The organism is Desulfovibrio diazotrophicus (assembly GCF_902498985.2).
In the GTDB taxonomy this organism is placed as follows: Bacteria; Desulfobacterota; Desulfovibrionia; order Desulfovibrionales; family Desulfovibrionaceae; genus Desulfovibrio; species Desulfovibrio legallii.
The window spans coordinates 2,183,620-2,197,975 of the sequence record NZ_OX346397.1 but is presented as its reverse complement, the minus strand read 5'-3'; the positions used below and the strand labels follow the sequence as shown (position 1 = coordinate 2,197,975).

At 63.4% G+C, this 14,356-nt stretch carries 13 protein-coding genes; 5 read left to right on the top strand and 8 right to left on the bottom strand.

Annotated features, from left to right (window positions below):
• Positions 1-13 precede the first annotated feature (13 nt).
• The 3 genes from J7I12_RS09470 to J7I12_RS09460 all read left to right on the top strand — a co-directional run bounded on the left by J7I12_RS09470 (position 14) and on the right by J7I12_RS09460 (position 4,576).
• A complete protein-coding gene (locus tag J7I12_RS09470) occupies positions 14-1,150 on the top strand; it encodes a DegT/DnrJ/EryC1/StrS family aminotransferase (RefSeq protein WP_118229454.1) in 1,137 nt (378 codons plus the stop codon).
• 5 nt (positions 1,151-1,155) lie between these two features.
• The gene (locus J7I12_RS09465; protein ID WP_118229416.1) at positions 1,156-2,166 is read left to right on the top strand and encodes a glycosyltransferase family 2 protein; all 1,011 of its coding nucleotides are present in this window, start codon (positions 1,156-1,158) and stop codon (positions 2,164-2,166) included.
• Between the two features lie 769 nt (positions 2,167-2,935).
• The gene (locus J7I12_RS09460) at positions 2,936-4,576 is read left to right on the top strand and encodes an L-lactate permease (protein ID WP_118229415.1); all 1,641 of its coding nucleotides are present in this window, start codon (positions 2,936-2,938) and stop codon (positions 4,574-4,576) included.
• Positions 4,577-4,748: 172 nt separating this feature from the next.
• Here J7I12_RS09460 and tyrS read toward each other — a convergent pair whose 3' ends face one another.
• From tyrS to J7I12_RS09445, 3 genes are all read right to left on the bottom strand, one after another.
• Complete coding sequence (gene tyrS / locus J7I12_RS09455) at positions 4,749-5,945, bottom strand: tyrosine--tRNA ligase (RefSeq protein ID WP_288907736.1); 1,197 nt, start codon at positions 5,943-5,945, stop codon at positions 4,749-4,751.
• Positions 5,946-6,322: 377 nt separating this feature from the next.
• On the bottom strand, positions 6,323-6,694 hold the full coding sequence (locus tag J7I12_RS09450; RefSeq protein WP_118229453.1) for a hypothetical protein: 372 nt from the start codon (positions 6,692-6,694) through the stop codon (positions 6,323-6,325).
• 325 nt (positions 6,695-7,019) lie between these two features.
• Complete coding sequence (locus J7I12_RS09445) at positions 7,020-7,589, bottom strand: DciA family protein (RefSeq protein WP_242621188.1); 570 nt, start codon at positions 7,587-7,589, stop codon at positions 7,020-7,022.
• Positions 7,590-7,720: 131 nt separating this feature from the next.
• On the opposite strand from J7I12_RS09445, the gene J7I12_RS09440 reads away from it, so the two are divergent.
• Together J7I12_RS09440 and ahcY are read left to right on the top strand one after the other, a co-directional pair.
• Positions 7,721-8,659 (top strand): ArsR/SmtB family transcription factor, encoded by a 939-nt coding sequence (locus J7I12_RS09440; protein ID WP_288907739.1) that lies wholly within the window; start codon positions 7,721-7,723, stop codon positions 8,657-8,659.
• A gap of 54 nt (positions 8,660-8,713) precedes the next feature.
• Positions 8,714-10,135 carry an adenosylhomocysteinase gene (gene ahcY / locus J7I12_RS09435; RefSeq protein ID WP_118229411.1) on the top strand — a complete coding sequence of 474 codons (1,422 nt, stop codon included), beginning with the start codon at positions 8,714-8,716 and terminating at the stop codon, positions 10,133-10,135.
• Between the two features lie 98 nt (positions 10,136-10,233).
• On the opposite strand, the gene ureG is transcribed toward ahcY, so the two are convergent.
• The 5 genes from ureG to J7I12_RS09410 all read right to left on the bottom strand — a co-directional run bounded on the left by ureG (position 10,234) and on the right by J7I12_RS09410 (position 14,344).
• Entirely contained in the window at positions 10,234-10,884 is a 651-nt protein-coding gene (ureG, locus tag J7I12_RS09430; protein WP_118229410.1) for an urease accessory protein UreG, read from the bottom strand.
• 4 nt (positions 10,885-10,888) lie between these two features.
• Positions 10,889-11,692, bottom strand: a complete 804-nt coding sequence (locus J7I12_RS09425; protein WP_288907743.1) for an urease accessory protein UreF — start codon at positions 11,690-11,692, stop codon at positions 10,889-10,891.
• A complete protein-coding gene (gene ureE, locus J7I12_RS09420) occupies positions 11,667-12,107 on the bottom strand; it encodes an urease accessory protein UreE (RefSeq protein WP_118229409.1) in 441 nt (146 codons plus the stop codon). Before ureE ends, J7I12_RS09425 begins: the two co-directional genes overlap by 26 nt.
• Before the next feature lie 180 nt (positions 12,108-12,287).
• Complete coding sequence (gene ureC, locus J7I12_RS09415; protein WP_207287313.1) at positions 12,288-14,009, bottom strand: urease subunit alpha; 1,722 nt, start codon at positions 14,007-14,009, stop codon at positions 12,288-12,290.
• Positions 14,006-14,344 (bottom strand): urease subunit beta, encoded by a 339-nt coding sequence (locus J7I12_RS09410; RefSeq protein ID WP_118229408.1) that lies wholly within the window; start codon positions 14,342-14,344, stop codon positions 14,006-14,008. The genes ureC and J7I12_RS09410 overlap by 4 nt, the downstream gene beginning before the upstream one ends.
• Positions 14,345-14,356 lie beyond the last annotated feature (12 nt).

The following is a 14,356-nucleotide window of genomic DNA, read 5'->3' as shown; positions in this document are numbered from 1 at the left end:
CTGTATGTCGGCCATGCGTTTGTCCCGGTCCATTGTGGGCGAGGCGGAGGCGCGCGCCGTGGCGCGCGTGCTGCTGGAAGACGGCTATCTGGGCATGGGCGCGGAAGTGCGCCGCTTTGAAGAAGAACTGGCCGCTTACCTGGGCGTGAAGCCCGCACAGGTGGTCACCACCAACTCCGGCACGGCCGCCCTGCACCTGGCTGTGGACGCCGTGGCCGCCGGCTGCGCCGTCAAAGACGGCCGCCCGGAAGTGCTGGTGCCCAGCCTGACCTTTGTGGCCTCCTTTCAGGCCATCAGCGCTGCGGGCTGCCGTCCCGTGGCCTGCGACGCGCTGCCCGAAACGGGCACCCTGGACCTGGAAGACGCCGCCCGCCGCCTGACCCCCCGCACCATCGCCGTCATGCCCGTGCACTACGCCAGCAACCCCTGGCAGTTGGAAGAGGTTTACGCCTTTGCCCGCCGCCACGGCCTGCGCGTGATAGAGGACGCGGCCCACGCCTTCGGCTGTCTGCGCCACGGCCGCAAAATCGGCAGCTTCGGCGATGTGGTCTGCTTCAGCTTCGACGGCATCAAGAACATCACCTGCGGCGAAGGCGGCTGCCTGGTTTCCTTTGACCCCGAAGTGGTCCGCCTGGCCTCGGACGCCCGCCTGCTCTCCGTGGAAAACGATGCCCAAAAGCGCTTTTCCGGCACGCGCTCCTGGGATCCGGACGTAAAGCGCCAGGGATGGCGCTACCATATGAGCAACATCATGGCCGCTGTGGGCCGCGTGCAGTTGGGCCGCCTGGATAAGGAATTTGCCCCGGCCCGGCGCGACCTGGCCGCCCTCTATGCCCAGCGCCTTAGCCCCCTCAAGGGCCTGCACCTGTTTGCCACAGACCCGCAGGATTATATTGTGCCCCATATTTTGCCCGTCTGCGTGCGGGAAGGCCGCAAAGATCAGGTGGTCCGCGTCCTGGCCGACCGGGGCATCCCCACAGGCGTGCACTACAAGCCCAACCACCTGCTGAGCTTCTTTGGCGGCGGCAAACCCAGTCTGCCCGTGACCGAAGCCCTCTACAGTCAAATCCTGACCGTACCCCTGCACCCCGGCCTGAGCCGCGCAGACGTGGAGCACGTCTGCGACGCCCTGGCCGCCGCCCTGGACTGACCGCCATGCAGACGCCTGCAGACGCCCCGCGTCCCGCCGTCACGGAGGCCCCGGCCGTTTCCGTGATCATGAACTGTCTGAACAGTTCCCGCCACCTGCGTGAAGCCCTGGACAGCCTCATGGCCCAGACCTTTACCGATTTTGAGGTCATCTTCTGGGACAATGCCTCCACCGATGCTAGCCCGGCCATAGCGCAGAGCTACGGTCCCAAGGTGCGCTACTTCCGGGGCGAGACTATCGTACCCCTGGGCGCGGGCCGCAATCTGGCCCTGGCCCAGGCCAGGGGCCGCTACCTGGCCTTTCTGGACTGCGACGACCTCTGGCGGCCCGAAAAACTGGCGGCGCAGACGGCCCTTTTTGAGGTCAACCCCCGCGTGGGCCTTGCCTGCACCGACACGGAAATCTTTGACGGCCGGGGCATGCGCCGCCGCCTTTTCGCCGAAGCCGCGCCCGTGCGCGGCAAAGCCTTTGCCGCCCTCATGGAACGACAGTGGATTTCCATGTCCTCGGCCATGATCCGGGCCACTGCCCTCACCGGGCTTTCCTCTGCGGGCGTGGCCCCCGGCACGGGTCAAAACGGCGGCTGGTTTGACGAAAGCCTCAACGTCTGTGAAGAAGCCGACGTCTTCTACCGCATCGCCCACGACTGGGAACTGGACCATGTGGACGCCCCCCTGACGCTCTGGCGAGTGCACGGGGCCAATACTACCTTCCGCAAATTCGGCCAGTTTGCAGACGAAACCCTGCGCATTCTGAAGAAACACCGCCGCCTTTACCCCGGCTACGACGCGGACTACGCCGACCTGGTCAGCCTGCTCAACCGCCGCGCCGCCTTCCAGAAAGCCGTGGACCTCTGGCGGCAAGGGCACAACGCCGAAGCTCGCCGCGTCCTGCGCCCCTGGCGCGCCGCCGGGCGCAAATACCAGCTTTTCTGGTGGGCCAGCTACCTGCCGGGCGCCTGCTTTGATCTGGCCGCCCGCCTCTACTTTGCCCTGCCTGCCGCCCTGCGCCGCTAGAGTATTTAACACTTGAAATGCTCGCTTACGGCAGGCAAAAGCCTGCCTTCTCGCATTTCGTGGCAAGGATTTTCAAGAAAATCCTTGCAGAGCAATTAACTCATTTCATTCGTAAACTGCTCTAGCACAGAGCACTGTTGAGAACAGGTATTCGCAACGTTTACGGCGCGCCCGTTCCAGCGCTTCCGCGCGCAAAGACATAGCGCTTACGCAACTGCCAGGGCATTGCAACGTTGTAATGCCCAGAAGCAGGGGCGGGCAGGGCGCTTTTGTTCACAAAAATTCCTGCCTCCGCAGCCTCCATCCTGCAAAACCTTTTTCCATCAGACAGTGCACGAAGCGCGCCCCTTTGCCGCATCCTGGTTCTGCAGGGCAGGGCGATGCTGCCGCAGGGTCATGCGGGGCCCTCTGCACTGCGCTTTTTCTTATCGGCCAGCTGTAACAACCCTGTTGTCTTGAATTTTTTACTACACCTGGGATTTTCTGTTTTTTTCCTCTCGCCGGGCTTCACCCCGTTGTTTTTCAGGACAAAACAGGATAAACATAGCCCAGAGTAGTTTCCGCCCTGCCTGATGACGAAAACAGACGACATCTGTATTTCGGCCGATAGCAAAAGGATTTTCGGGTAAATCCTAGCGGATGCGCGCACGTTTTGACGGCGCCTGCTCTGGTCGCGGGGGCGTGACCGGACGCCGGGGCGCACGGGCGTTCTGTGCCCGCCCTTCCGGCATGCCCATCAACAACATCTTTTTTGTATGAGGGTCTCATTATGGCATGGACGCAAGTTTACGATCCCGTAGGCGGAGCAGTGGTCTCCGCCCTGCTGGCAGCAATCCCGCTGTTCAGCCTGTTCTACATGCTGGCCGTACGCCGGGCTAAAGGGCACTACGCCTCGCTGGTGGCAGTGGCCCTTTCCTTCATCCTGGCCGTGGCCGTGTGGGGCATGCCCTTCGGCACGGCCGTGGGCGCACTGAGCTACGGCGTGGCCTTCGGGCTCTTCCCGATTATCTGGATCGTCGTCACGGCGGTGTGGGTCTACAACATGACCGTGGAATCCGGCGAATTTGAGTACATCAAAGAATCGCTGGCCCGGCTTACCGACGACCGCCGCCTCCAGGCCATCTTTATCGCCTTTGCTTTCGGTTCCTTCCTTGAAGGCACCGCCGGCTTCGGCACGCCCGTGGCCATCACCGCGGCCATGCTGGCCGGCCTGGGCTTCAGACCCCTGTACGCTGCGGGCATCTGTCTGATTGCCAACACCGCCCCCGTGGCCTTCGGCGCCATCGGCATTCCGGTCATCGTGGGCGCCCAGGTTTCCGGCCTGAGCGACCTGCACGTGAGCGCCATTGTGGGCCGTCAGCTGCCCTTCCTTTCCGTCATCGTGCCCCTGTGGCTGTGCGTGGTCATGTGCGGCTTCAAACGCTCTCTGGAAGTGCTGCCCGCCATCATGGTGGCCGGCGTGAGCTTCGCCGCCTCGCAGTTTGCCTTCTCCAACTTCCACGGCCCGACCCTCCCCGACATCATGTCCGCCATCATCACCATCATTTCCATGGTGCTGTTGCTGCGCGTGTGGAAGCCCGCCCGCATCTGGCGTTTTGAAGGCGAAAAGGAAACCCCCCTGGCGGGCGAAGCCCCCAGCTTCGGCGTGGTGCTGCGCGCATGGCTGCCCTACATCATCCTGGCCCTGATGGTCTTTTTGTGGGGCCTGCCCCAGTTCAAGGGTATGCTCAACGCCGTGCCCGGCGCGGTGCTCAAGTTCTCCTGGCCCGCTCTGGACGGCATGATCAACAAAGCCGCGCCCATTCTGGCCGCCGGCAAAGATCCCAACTATCCTGCCATCTTTACCCTTAACTGGCTCTCTGCGGGCGGCACGGCCATCCTGATTGCCGGCTTCCTTTCCGTGCCCTTCATGAAGGGCTACAGCTTCGGCAAGGCGGTGGCCTGCTTCTTCCGCACCATCTACCAGCTGCGCTTCCCCATCCTGACCATCGCCACCATCCTGGGCTTGGCCTACCTCATGAACTACTCTGGCATGAGCTCTACCCTGGGCATCGCCTTTACCCTGACCGGGCCGCTCTTCCCGCTCTTCTCGCCGCTGCTCGGCTGGCTGGGCGTGTTCCTCACCGGTTCGGACACTTCTTCCAACGCCCTGTTCTGCGGCATGCAGCGCTCCACGGCCGAAGTGGTGGGCATGGACCCCTACCTGGCCGTGGCCGCCAACTCCTCGGGCGGCGTTACCGGCAAGATGATCTCGCCCCAATCCATCAGCGTGGCCACCGCGGCTACCGGCCTGGTGGGCAACGAGGGCAACCTCTTCCGCTTCACCCTGGGCCACAGCCTGGCCATGACGGCCTTCATCTGCGTGCTGACCTACCTGCAGTCCGGCGTGCTGCACTGGATGCTGCCGTAGCCCACTTCCTGCTTTACACTAAAAAGGCCGCCCCCTTGGGGGCGGCCTTTTTGTGTTCTGCGCCATAGCAGCTTCAATTGTTGCGACGAAGGAGCTTAGCCCGTTGCGGCGAAGGAAGCGGACAAAGAGGCAACACTCGTTACGGGCAACGACAGCAGCACTCAGAAGATCCCTACTGCACCAGCAGTTTGAGGAAACGTTTCTTGCCCAGTTTGACGACATAGGAGCCCCTGGCAAGGGAAGAGAGGGGGTCGTCACAGCGTTGGCCGTCGATGGAGAGGGCGCCTTCTTTAATAAGCCGTTTGGCTTCGCCGCGGCTTTTTACCAGTCCGGCGGCTTCAAGGAAGGCCGGGGGCGTGCTGGCTTCGCCGGAAGAGCAGGCGTATTGGGGCATTTCATCGGGCACGCCGCCGCCGGCAAACACGGCGTTGAAGCCTTGCTGGGCTTCATCGGCGTCTTTGGGGCTGTGATAGCGGGCGACCATTTCGTGAGCCAGGGCCTCTTTGGCGGCCTTGGGGTGGACGCTGCCGTTGGCCACGGCGGCCTTGAGGGCGGCGATGTCCTCCAGAGATTTGCTGGAGAGCAGTTCGTAGTAGCGCCACATGAGCGCATCAGAAATGGCCATGACTTTGCCAAAAATCTGGGAAGGCGCTTCGTCGATGCCGATGTAATTGCCGTAGGATTTTGACATCTTGCGCACGCCGTCCGTGCCTTCCAGCAGAGGCATGGTAAGGATGCACTGGCTTTCCTGCCCATAATGGGCCTGCAGGGTGCGGCCCATGAGCAGATTGAACTTCTGGTCCGTACCGCCCATTTCCACGTCAGCCTTGAGAGCCACGGAGTCATAGCCCTGGCAGAGGGGGTAGAGGAACTCGTGGATAGAGATGGGGCGTTGCTCGCGGAAGCGTTTTTCAAAGTCGTCGCGTTCCATCATGCGGGCCACGGTGCAGCAGGAGGCCAGACGGATGAAGTCCGCGGCGTTCATGGAACCCAGCCAAGCGGAGTTGAAGGCCACCTCGGTCTTTTCCGGGTCCAAAATTTTAAAGACCTGTTTTTTGTAGGTCTCGGCATTGGCCATGACCTGTTCTTCGGTAAGGGGAGGGCGGGTTTCTGAACGGCCGGAAGGGTCGCCGATGCGGCCGGTGAAGTCGCCGATAAGAAAGATGATCTTGTGGCCCAGCTCCTGAAAATGGCGCATCTTGTGCATGACCACGGTATGGCCCAGGTGCAGGTCCGGGGCGGTGGGGTCAAAACCTACTTTCACGCGCAGGGGGACGCCCCGCGCCAGTTTTTTGCGCAGTTCGCCCTCGTCGATAAGCTCGGCCACGCCACGTTTAATGGCGGCCATCTGGCGGTCGATATCCGTCATGGTGCATATCCTTGTGGAAAAACGGTTGGCGGCGACGCCGCGGCAACGGCGCACGGCTTTCTTTGATAGCCCCGGCTCTGGGCAGTGTCAAACCGGAACCGCCCGGCTTTGGGGATGTTCATCCTCAAGGCCGGACAAAACGGAACGCTTTCCGCCCGTGACCGATAAAAACCGCCGCAGGCTGCAGCGGCACAAAAAGGCTTTTTTATCGCGGTGACGGGGAAAGTCTGCACCACGCCGCTCTTACCGGACGCCTGTCCTCACCAAGGCCCGTCCGCAATGATGACGGTTGTGAAAAAGGCCCCTTGCGGGGCCTTTACTGTGGAGGCTGCCGCCGCCTGGTTGGAGGGCGGCGTGGCTGATGGCCGTGGTGCGGCTCAGGCATTGGCGGCCTTGAGCATCTCTTCCACCATGGAAAGGGTGGGGGTGGCGGCGGCGTCCAGCCCGCAAAGACCGCGCACGGCCAGCATGAGCAGGTCGAACTGCAGGGCCATTTCACTGACGCCGTTATCGATGATGCAATTGTCGCCGTGCATGCGCAGCTTATAGGCGTGACGGCTGCGTTCCTGCCCGCTGGAGCGGACGATGTAGTAGACCTGTTCGTTGTGATCGGTCACATAGAGCTTCTGACGGGTGAGCATGCCAAGGCCTTCGTCATACCACGAGCATTCGGAGAACAGGCGACCGCGAAAGGTGAAATCGCAGCCATTGTCGTGTTTCAGACAAATGTCTTCCATGACTTTCCGCATCTGCATTCCATCCTCCGCGCTCTTCCGTCCGGTCCGGCACTGGCGGACGGTGCTTGCAGCAAGCTAGCACTCCGGCGGAAGCGTTGTCAATAACCGCAGCAAGCGCACAACAAGGGCGCAGGCTGAGGAGCGCCAATATTTTTTTATTTATGCAAAATAACACGCTAAAAAAATTTTGCGGCAGGGCCGAACTTGCGGTGGAGAGGGGAGCGCGCCTGCGGCAAAAGCAACGACAAAAACGCAATGCGGTTTTGTGCAGGCACCATATAACTGGCTGCTGACGCAGGAAAACCCTTACACGCATCACACCGAAGGCGCAGGCCGCTTATTGCGCCCGTGGCTTGCGACCGGCAAACAGCGCGTAGGCACGGGCCACGGGCGAGGCGGGGTCCATGCCCACAAGGCGTTCGCCGCTGGGGCGAGGCAGGGGCTTGCTGCGCCCCACGGGACGGGTGCGCGTGACCGGCAGAGGGCTTGCGGCCGAAACGTCCAGCCCGTTCTTGCCCAGGAGCAAGGATACCCGCACGCTCTGAAACACCGGCGCTTCCATAAAGGCATTGGCCCGGTCCAGCAGCTCCTGGCTTAGGTAGTGCAGCTCCTGAGCCAGCATGGCGTCTTCTGCCCCAATAAGCAGCAGGTCGCGCCGGTGCCCCAGGGGCCGCGCCAGGGGGGCCAGATCCGGCCCCATAACGCTTTCCCAGTGCTCCCACAGGCTTTGCAGGCGAGCGCGGCGGGCCGCTTCCTCCGGGTCCAGACCCAGCCCGGCAAAGACCCCCGCCAGAGCCTCGCCCACGGGCATAGGGCCTGAAGCCGCCGTGCGCTTACGCTTGCGCCGGGCCATGAGGCCGCCCCCCTGGCCACAGCGGCGACGCAAAGCCGTATTGACTATATGCATATATCTTGATATTTACATTCATATTGCGGCCCCACCTCACTCCACAGGGGCCGTCACCGAGGTCCGGGCGCAGCCCGGCGACCGGCTTTTGCGCCCCTGCGCTTCCACCTTTTTTCAGGACAACCGGCATTATGGACAACGGCACGGCCCTGCTCTGCTTCAAGGCGCTTTCCGACGAAACCCGTTTACGGCTGGTCTACATCCTGCTGCATTATGAGCTTTCGGTCAACGAACTGGTCCACATTCTGGATATGGGCCAGTCGCGCGTGTCGCGCCACCTGAAAATTCTTACGGAAGCGGGCCTGCTGGGTTCACGTCGGGACGGACTGTGGGTTTTTTACGCTGCGCCCAAAACAGGCGAGCGCCACGATCTGCTGCGCGCCCTCATGGCCTTTGTGCAGCCCGATGCCCACATGCGGGCCGACCTGGCCATGGCCGCGCAGATGCTGGAGGAGCGCGCCCGCAAGACCCGCCAGTTTTTCAACGCCATTGCGGAAAACTGGGACGAGCTGAATAATGAAGTGCTGGGCGATTTTGACCTGCCCGCGGCCGTCTGCGCCGCCGTCCCGCAAGGTTGCGGCACGGCCGTGGACCTGGGCTGCGGCACCGGAGCCGTACTGGCCAGGCTCTTGCCCCTGGCGCACGGGGTCATCGGCGTGGACGGTTCGGCCCGCATGCTGGAGATCTGTCGCCGCCGCTTCGCCCCGGAGGATCTGTCGGCGGAGCGGGTTTCGTTGCGCATCGGCGATCTGAGCCATTTGCCTTTGCGCGACCACGAGGCGGATTTTGCCTGCATAAACCTGGTGCTCCACCACCTTTCGCAACCGGCCGAGGCCCTGGGCGAAATCCGGCGGATCCTGCCGCCCGGCGGGCGGCTGTTCGTGGCGGATTTTCTGCGCCATACCGACGAGGCCATGCGCAACCGCTACGGCGACCGCTGGCTAGGCTTTGCCGAAGACGCCCTGGCCACGGTTCTGCAGAAGGCAGGCTTTGCCGTACACAGTGCCGTGCGCAAGCCCGTGGGACGGGGCCTGACCCTGCTGTTGCTTCAGGCCGATGCGGTTGACTAATTAAATCAATAAATTCAGCAAACAGATAAAAAACAGAGGGTTCAAGGAGAAATTATGACCAAAGCACTGGATTTGACCCTGGCGCACAAAGTGGCGGACATGAGCCTGGCCGACTTCGGCAGCAAAGAAATGCAGCTTTCCGAACGCGAAATGCCGGGCCTTATGGAATGCATCAAAAAGTACGGTCCTTCCAAGCCTCTCAAGGGCTTCAAGGTCACGGGCTCCCTGCACATGACCATTCAGACGGCCATGCTCATCAAGACGCTGCATGCCCTGGGCGCGGACATCCGCTGGGCCTCCTGCAACATTTTTTCCACCCAGGACCACGCCGCCGCCGCCATTGTGGAACAGGGCCTGGCCAAGGTTTTTGCCTGGAAGGGCGAAAGCCTGGAAGACTACTGGTGGTGCACTGAAATGGCCCTTACCTGGCCTGACGGCAGCGGCCCGGACCTTATCGTGGACGACGGCGGCGACGCCACCCTGTTTATTCACACGGGCGTGGAGGCCGAAGAAAATCCCGCTATGCTGGACAAAAAAGCCGACAGCAAGGAATTTCAGTGCGTGCTGGATCGTCTGAAGCTGCGGCTACAGGACAACCCGCGGCACTGGCACAACGTGGCCGCCAAGGTCCGCGGCGTGTCTGAAGAAACCACCACCGGCGTACACCGCCTTTACCAGCTGGCCGCCGCGGGCAAACTGCTTTTCCCGGCTGTCAACGTCAACGATTCCGTAACCAAGTCCAAGTTTGACAACCTCTACGGCTGCCGCGAATCCCTGGCCGACGGCATCAAACGCGCCACGGATATCATGGTGGCCGGCAAGGTGGTGGTGATCTGCGGCTACGGCGACGTGGGCAAAGGCTGCGCCCAGTCCATGCGCGGCTTCGGCGCGCGCGTGCTGGTGACGGAAATCGACCCCATCTGCGCCCTGCAGGCCGCCATGGAAGGCTTTGAAGTCATCACCATCGAAGACGCCTTGCCCTGCGGCGACATCTACGTTACCTGCACGGGCAACTATCACGTCATTACCGGCAAGCACATGGAAGGCATGAAGGACGAGGCTATTGTCTGCAATATCGGTCACTTTGATAATGAAATCGAAATGACCTACCTGGAGAACACCCCCGGCGTCACCAAGACCAACATCAAGCCGCAGGTGGACAAGTGGACGCTCAAGTCCGGCCGCAGCATTCTGGTGCTGGCCGAGGGACGTTTGGTCAACCTGGGCTGCGCCACAGGGCACGCCAGCTTCGTCATGTCCAACAGCTTCACTAACCAGACCCTGGCCCAGCTCAAGCTGGCCGCAGAAAATCTGGAAAAAAAGGTCTACATCCTGCCCAAAAAGCTGGACGAAGAGGTGGCCCGCCTGCATCTGGCCCGCCTGGGCGTCAAGCTCTCCACCCTTACCCAGGAGCAGGCCGACTACATCGGCGTGCCCGTGGAAGGGCCGTACAAAGCTGAAATGTACCGCTACTGAGGCTCTCCGGGGCGGCGCGGCTGTTGCCCGCCGCCTCAACGGCCCGGTCCGGCAACGGGAAAGCGCGCTACCGCCGCTGCCCCGGCCGGTCCGGGCCTTCAGCTACGGCAACAGCCCGCCTGCTGCTCCCGCATCAATGGCCGCAGCATCCCTTCGCGCACAATAAACGCCACCACCGCCTCCACACCCGCGCCGGAAAGCAGCTCCGTGAGCACATAGGGCCGCTGCCCGCGCATTCTGCGCGTATCCCGCTCCATAACGTCCAGCGAAGCGTGGACCATGGGGGCCAGATCCACCTTGTTGATGATGAGCAGGTCGGATTTGGTAATGCCCGGCCCGCCCTTGCGGGGAATTTTATCGCCGCCGCTCACGTCGATGACATAGAGGGTCAGGTCCGCCAGTTCCGGGCTGAACGTGGCGGAAAGATTGTCCCCGCCGCTTTCCACCAGCACCAGTTCCAGGCCGGGATGGCGGCGCTGCAGCGCCTCAATGGCCTGGATGTTCATGGAGGCGTCTTCCCGTATGGCCGTGTGCGGGCAGCCGCCCGTTTCCACGCCCAGGATGCGGTCGGCCTCCAGGGCGTTGTGCCGCAGCAGAAATTCCGCGTCCTCGCGGGTATAAATATCATTGGTGACCACGGCCATATTGTAGTCTTTGCGCATGCGCAGGCAGAGATGGCGGAGGAGGGCGGTCTTGCCCGAACCCACCGGGCCGCCCACGCCCACACGCAGGCAGGGTCTTGCAGTCATGGTTTCAACTCCTGAACAAACGTGAATACTGCCGTTCGTGCGCGGCGCTGCACAGGGCCAGCCCCGGCAGGGACGCCCCCACCGCCGTATCGTCCAGCGCGGCGGCCTGCGCCGCTTCCTGCGGCAGCAGGGATAAAAATTCCAGCAACAGCTTCTGGGCGGCGGTCTGGCCCAGGGGCACGGTCTTGCAGGCCACGGCGGTCTGGTTCTGCAGCCAGCTCCAGGCATAGGCGCAGGCCGCGTTCAGCCCAAAGGACGCCGCCTGCCCCGGCGTAGGGGCCGCCTTTGCGGCGCGCGTCTGCAGCAAAGCCGCCGCCGCCGCGAAACAGGCCGTATAGCCCGCGTCATCCGGCAAATCCATACCCGGCAGGGGCCCCGCGGCAGCCAGCAGCCCCGTATCCGTGAGCAACCGCCGCAAAGCCCGGCCCATCTGCACTTCCTCCTGCCACAGTTCCGCACTCTCGCGGCTTGCCAGCACACGATCGTTCCAAAAGCGCAGGCCCGTCGCGTCTTGCGTCATTGCCGCCCGGTGCAGGCGCAGCAGCAAGGGCAGATCGTTGCGGGCCAGGCCGTAGTGCAGCACGCCCGCAAGCCAACGCCGCAAGCCCGCAGCGTCGCCCGCCAGGCCCTGTTCCACGGCAGCCTCCAGCCCCTGGGACCAGGCAAAACCGCCCACGGGCAAAGTCTGCCCGGCCAGATAGAGCAGGGGCAGCAGGGCCGGGTCCGGCCCGGACCAGCCCCCCGTGACCGCGCCCCCCGGTGCAGATCCGGGCGCGGAGGCTTCAGGCATGGCTGTGCGGGCCGTCATACGCGCCCCCTTCGGGCACGAAGGCCGCGTTTTCCCGCCGCAGGCGCAGGCCCAGGCTTTCCGCCAATTCTTCCAGCACATGGTCCGGCGTAAAGCGCAGCCACTTGTGCCCCAGCTGCAGAGGCGCATGGCGGTTGCCCAAATGATAGCAGGCCCGCGCCAGCGTCTCCCAGTTGGGGGCCACGGCCGTCACTACCGGCTCCTGAGCATTGTGCACCACGGCCAGGGTTTCCCCCGCGCGGAGCACGTCCCCTTCCCGCAGCACCTGCCCCCGTTGCAAAAACAGGCCCGCTTCCTGCCCGCTGTCCAACCGCAGCCGTTGACGGCACTTGCCGCGCTGCTCATAGGCCAACGTCAGCCGTTCCGTGGGCTGCAGATCGTCGCGGTTGCCCAGATTTTCCGTAAATTCCAGCATGGAACCTCCTCCTGTGAAGTTGGAACTGCTTTCCCCCGCGCGCCATCCTTCAAAAAGCGCTTCTCTTCTCAGGGCGTGCGCCGGGCGTACCCTGGCCGGAGGGGAAACGACCTTGTCACGTCGCCTGGGGCCGCCAATCCAGTGCAAGGCCGCGAAGGAGCGGACTTTGCTCTCCGCCACCTAAAACAGAAAATAGCGCTGCGCCATGGGCAGCACCTCCGCCGGCGGGCAGCTGAGGATTTCGCCGTCGGCGCGCACCTCATAGGTTTGCGGGTTGACGGAAAGGGCGGGCGTGGCGCTGTTCAGCAGCATGTCGCTCTTGCGCAGGGCGCGCGTGCCCCGGCAGGCCGAAAGCCCGCGCAGCAGGCCCAGTTCGCGCAGGCGGCCTTCCCCGCCGTTTTCCATAAACGCGCGGGAAACAAAGCTCAGGCTGGCCGCTGCCGCCGCCTGGCCCAGGGCTCCGAACATGGGGCGGCTGTGCATGGGCTGGGGCGTGGGAATGGAGGCGTTGGCGTCGCCCATGGGGGCGCAGGCTATCTGCCCGCCCTTGAGCACCAGCAAAGGCTTGACCCCGAAAAACGCCGGTTTCCAGAGCACCAGGTCAGCCAGCAGGCCCGGCGCCACAGCGCCCACGGCATGGGACAGGCCGTGGGTAATGGCCGGGTTGCAGGTGTATTTGGCCAGATAGCGCCGCACACGGAAATTGTCGTTGCCGTGGTCTTTATCTTCCGGCAGGGGGCCACGCTGCACTTTCATCTTATGGGCTGTCTGCCAGGTGCGGATGATCACCTCGCCCACCCGCCCCATGGCCTGGGAATCGGAAGAAATCATGGAAATGACGCCCATGTCCTGCAGAATATCTTCCGCGGCAATAGTTTCGCGCCGGATGCGCGAATCGGCAAAGGCCGCGTCCTCCGGCAGCGAAGGGTTGAGGTGGTGGCAGACCATGAGCATATCCAGATGCTCGTCCACGGTGTTGACCGTATAGGGTCTGGTGGGATTGGTGGACGAAGGCAGCACGTTGGGCAGAGAGCAGGCCCGCAGAATGTCCGGCGCGTGTCCGCCGCCCGCGCCCTCCGTGTGGTAGGTGTGAATGGTTCGCCCCCGGAAGGCGGCCAGAGTATCTTCCACAAAACCGGCCTCGTTGAGCGTATCCGTGTGGATGGCCACCTGCACGTCGTATTCGTCGGCCACAGACAGGCAGTTGTCGATGGCCGCCGGGGTGCTGCCCCAATCCTCGTGCAGCTTAAGGCCGCAGGCTCCTGCCTCCAGCTGTTCGCGCAGGGCGTCGGGCAGGGCGGCGTTGCCCTTGCCCAGAAAGCCGAAGTTCATGGGCAGCAGGTCCGTGGCGGCCAGCATGCGCTCCAGATGCCAGGGGCCGGGCGAGCAGGTGGTGGCGTTGGTGCCTGTGGCCGGGCCCGTACCGCCGCCCAGCATGGTGGTAATGCCGCTGGCCAGCGCCTCCTCCACCTGCTGCGGGCAGATGAAGTGGACGTGGGAATCCATGCCCCCGGCTGTGAGCAGGCAGCCTTCGCCGGCAATGATCTCCGTGCCGGGGCCGATGATCACGTCCACGTCCGGCTGCACGTCCGGGTTGCCGGCCTTGCCCATGCAGGCTATGCGCCCGTCCCGAATGCCCAGATCGGCCTTGATGACGCCGAGCGCCGCATCCAGAATAACGGCGTTGGTGATGACCGTGTCCATGGCGCCTTCGGCATTGCCGCGCTGGCTCTGCCCCATGCCGTCGCGGATGACCTTGCCCCCGCCAAAGCAGACTTCTTCGCCGGGCACGGTGTGGTCGCGTTCCACCTCAATCCAGAGGTCCGTATCCGCCAGGCGGATGCGGTCGCCCGTGGTGGGGCCGTACAGCTCGACGTACTGGCTTCTTGGTATGCGGATCATGCTTCTTCCTCCCCGACCACAACGTCCAGCGGCCCCATCACCTGCCCCCGAAAGCCGTAGACGCGCCGCAGCCCCCCATAGGGAATAAGCCGCACCTCGCGCTTCTGCCCCGGCTCCAGTCGCACGGCCGTGCCGGCCGGAATATCCAGCCGCATGCCGCGCGCCTTTTCCCGCTCAAAGACCAGCGCGGGATTGACCTCATAAAAATGGTAGTGCGAACCCACCTGAATGGGCCTGTCGCCCGTATTGGCTACTTCCAGCACCACTTCGCGCCCTTCCGACGCGGCGTTGCAGACCACTTCGCCCGCCGCCAGCATGTATTCGCCGGGGATCATAAGGCCCTCTCC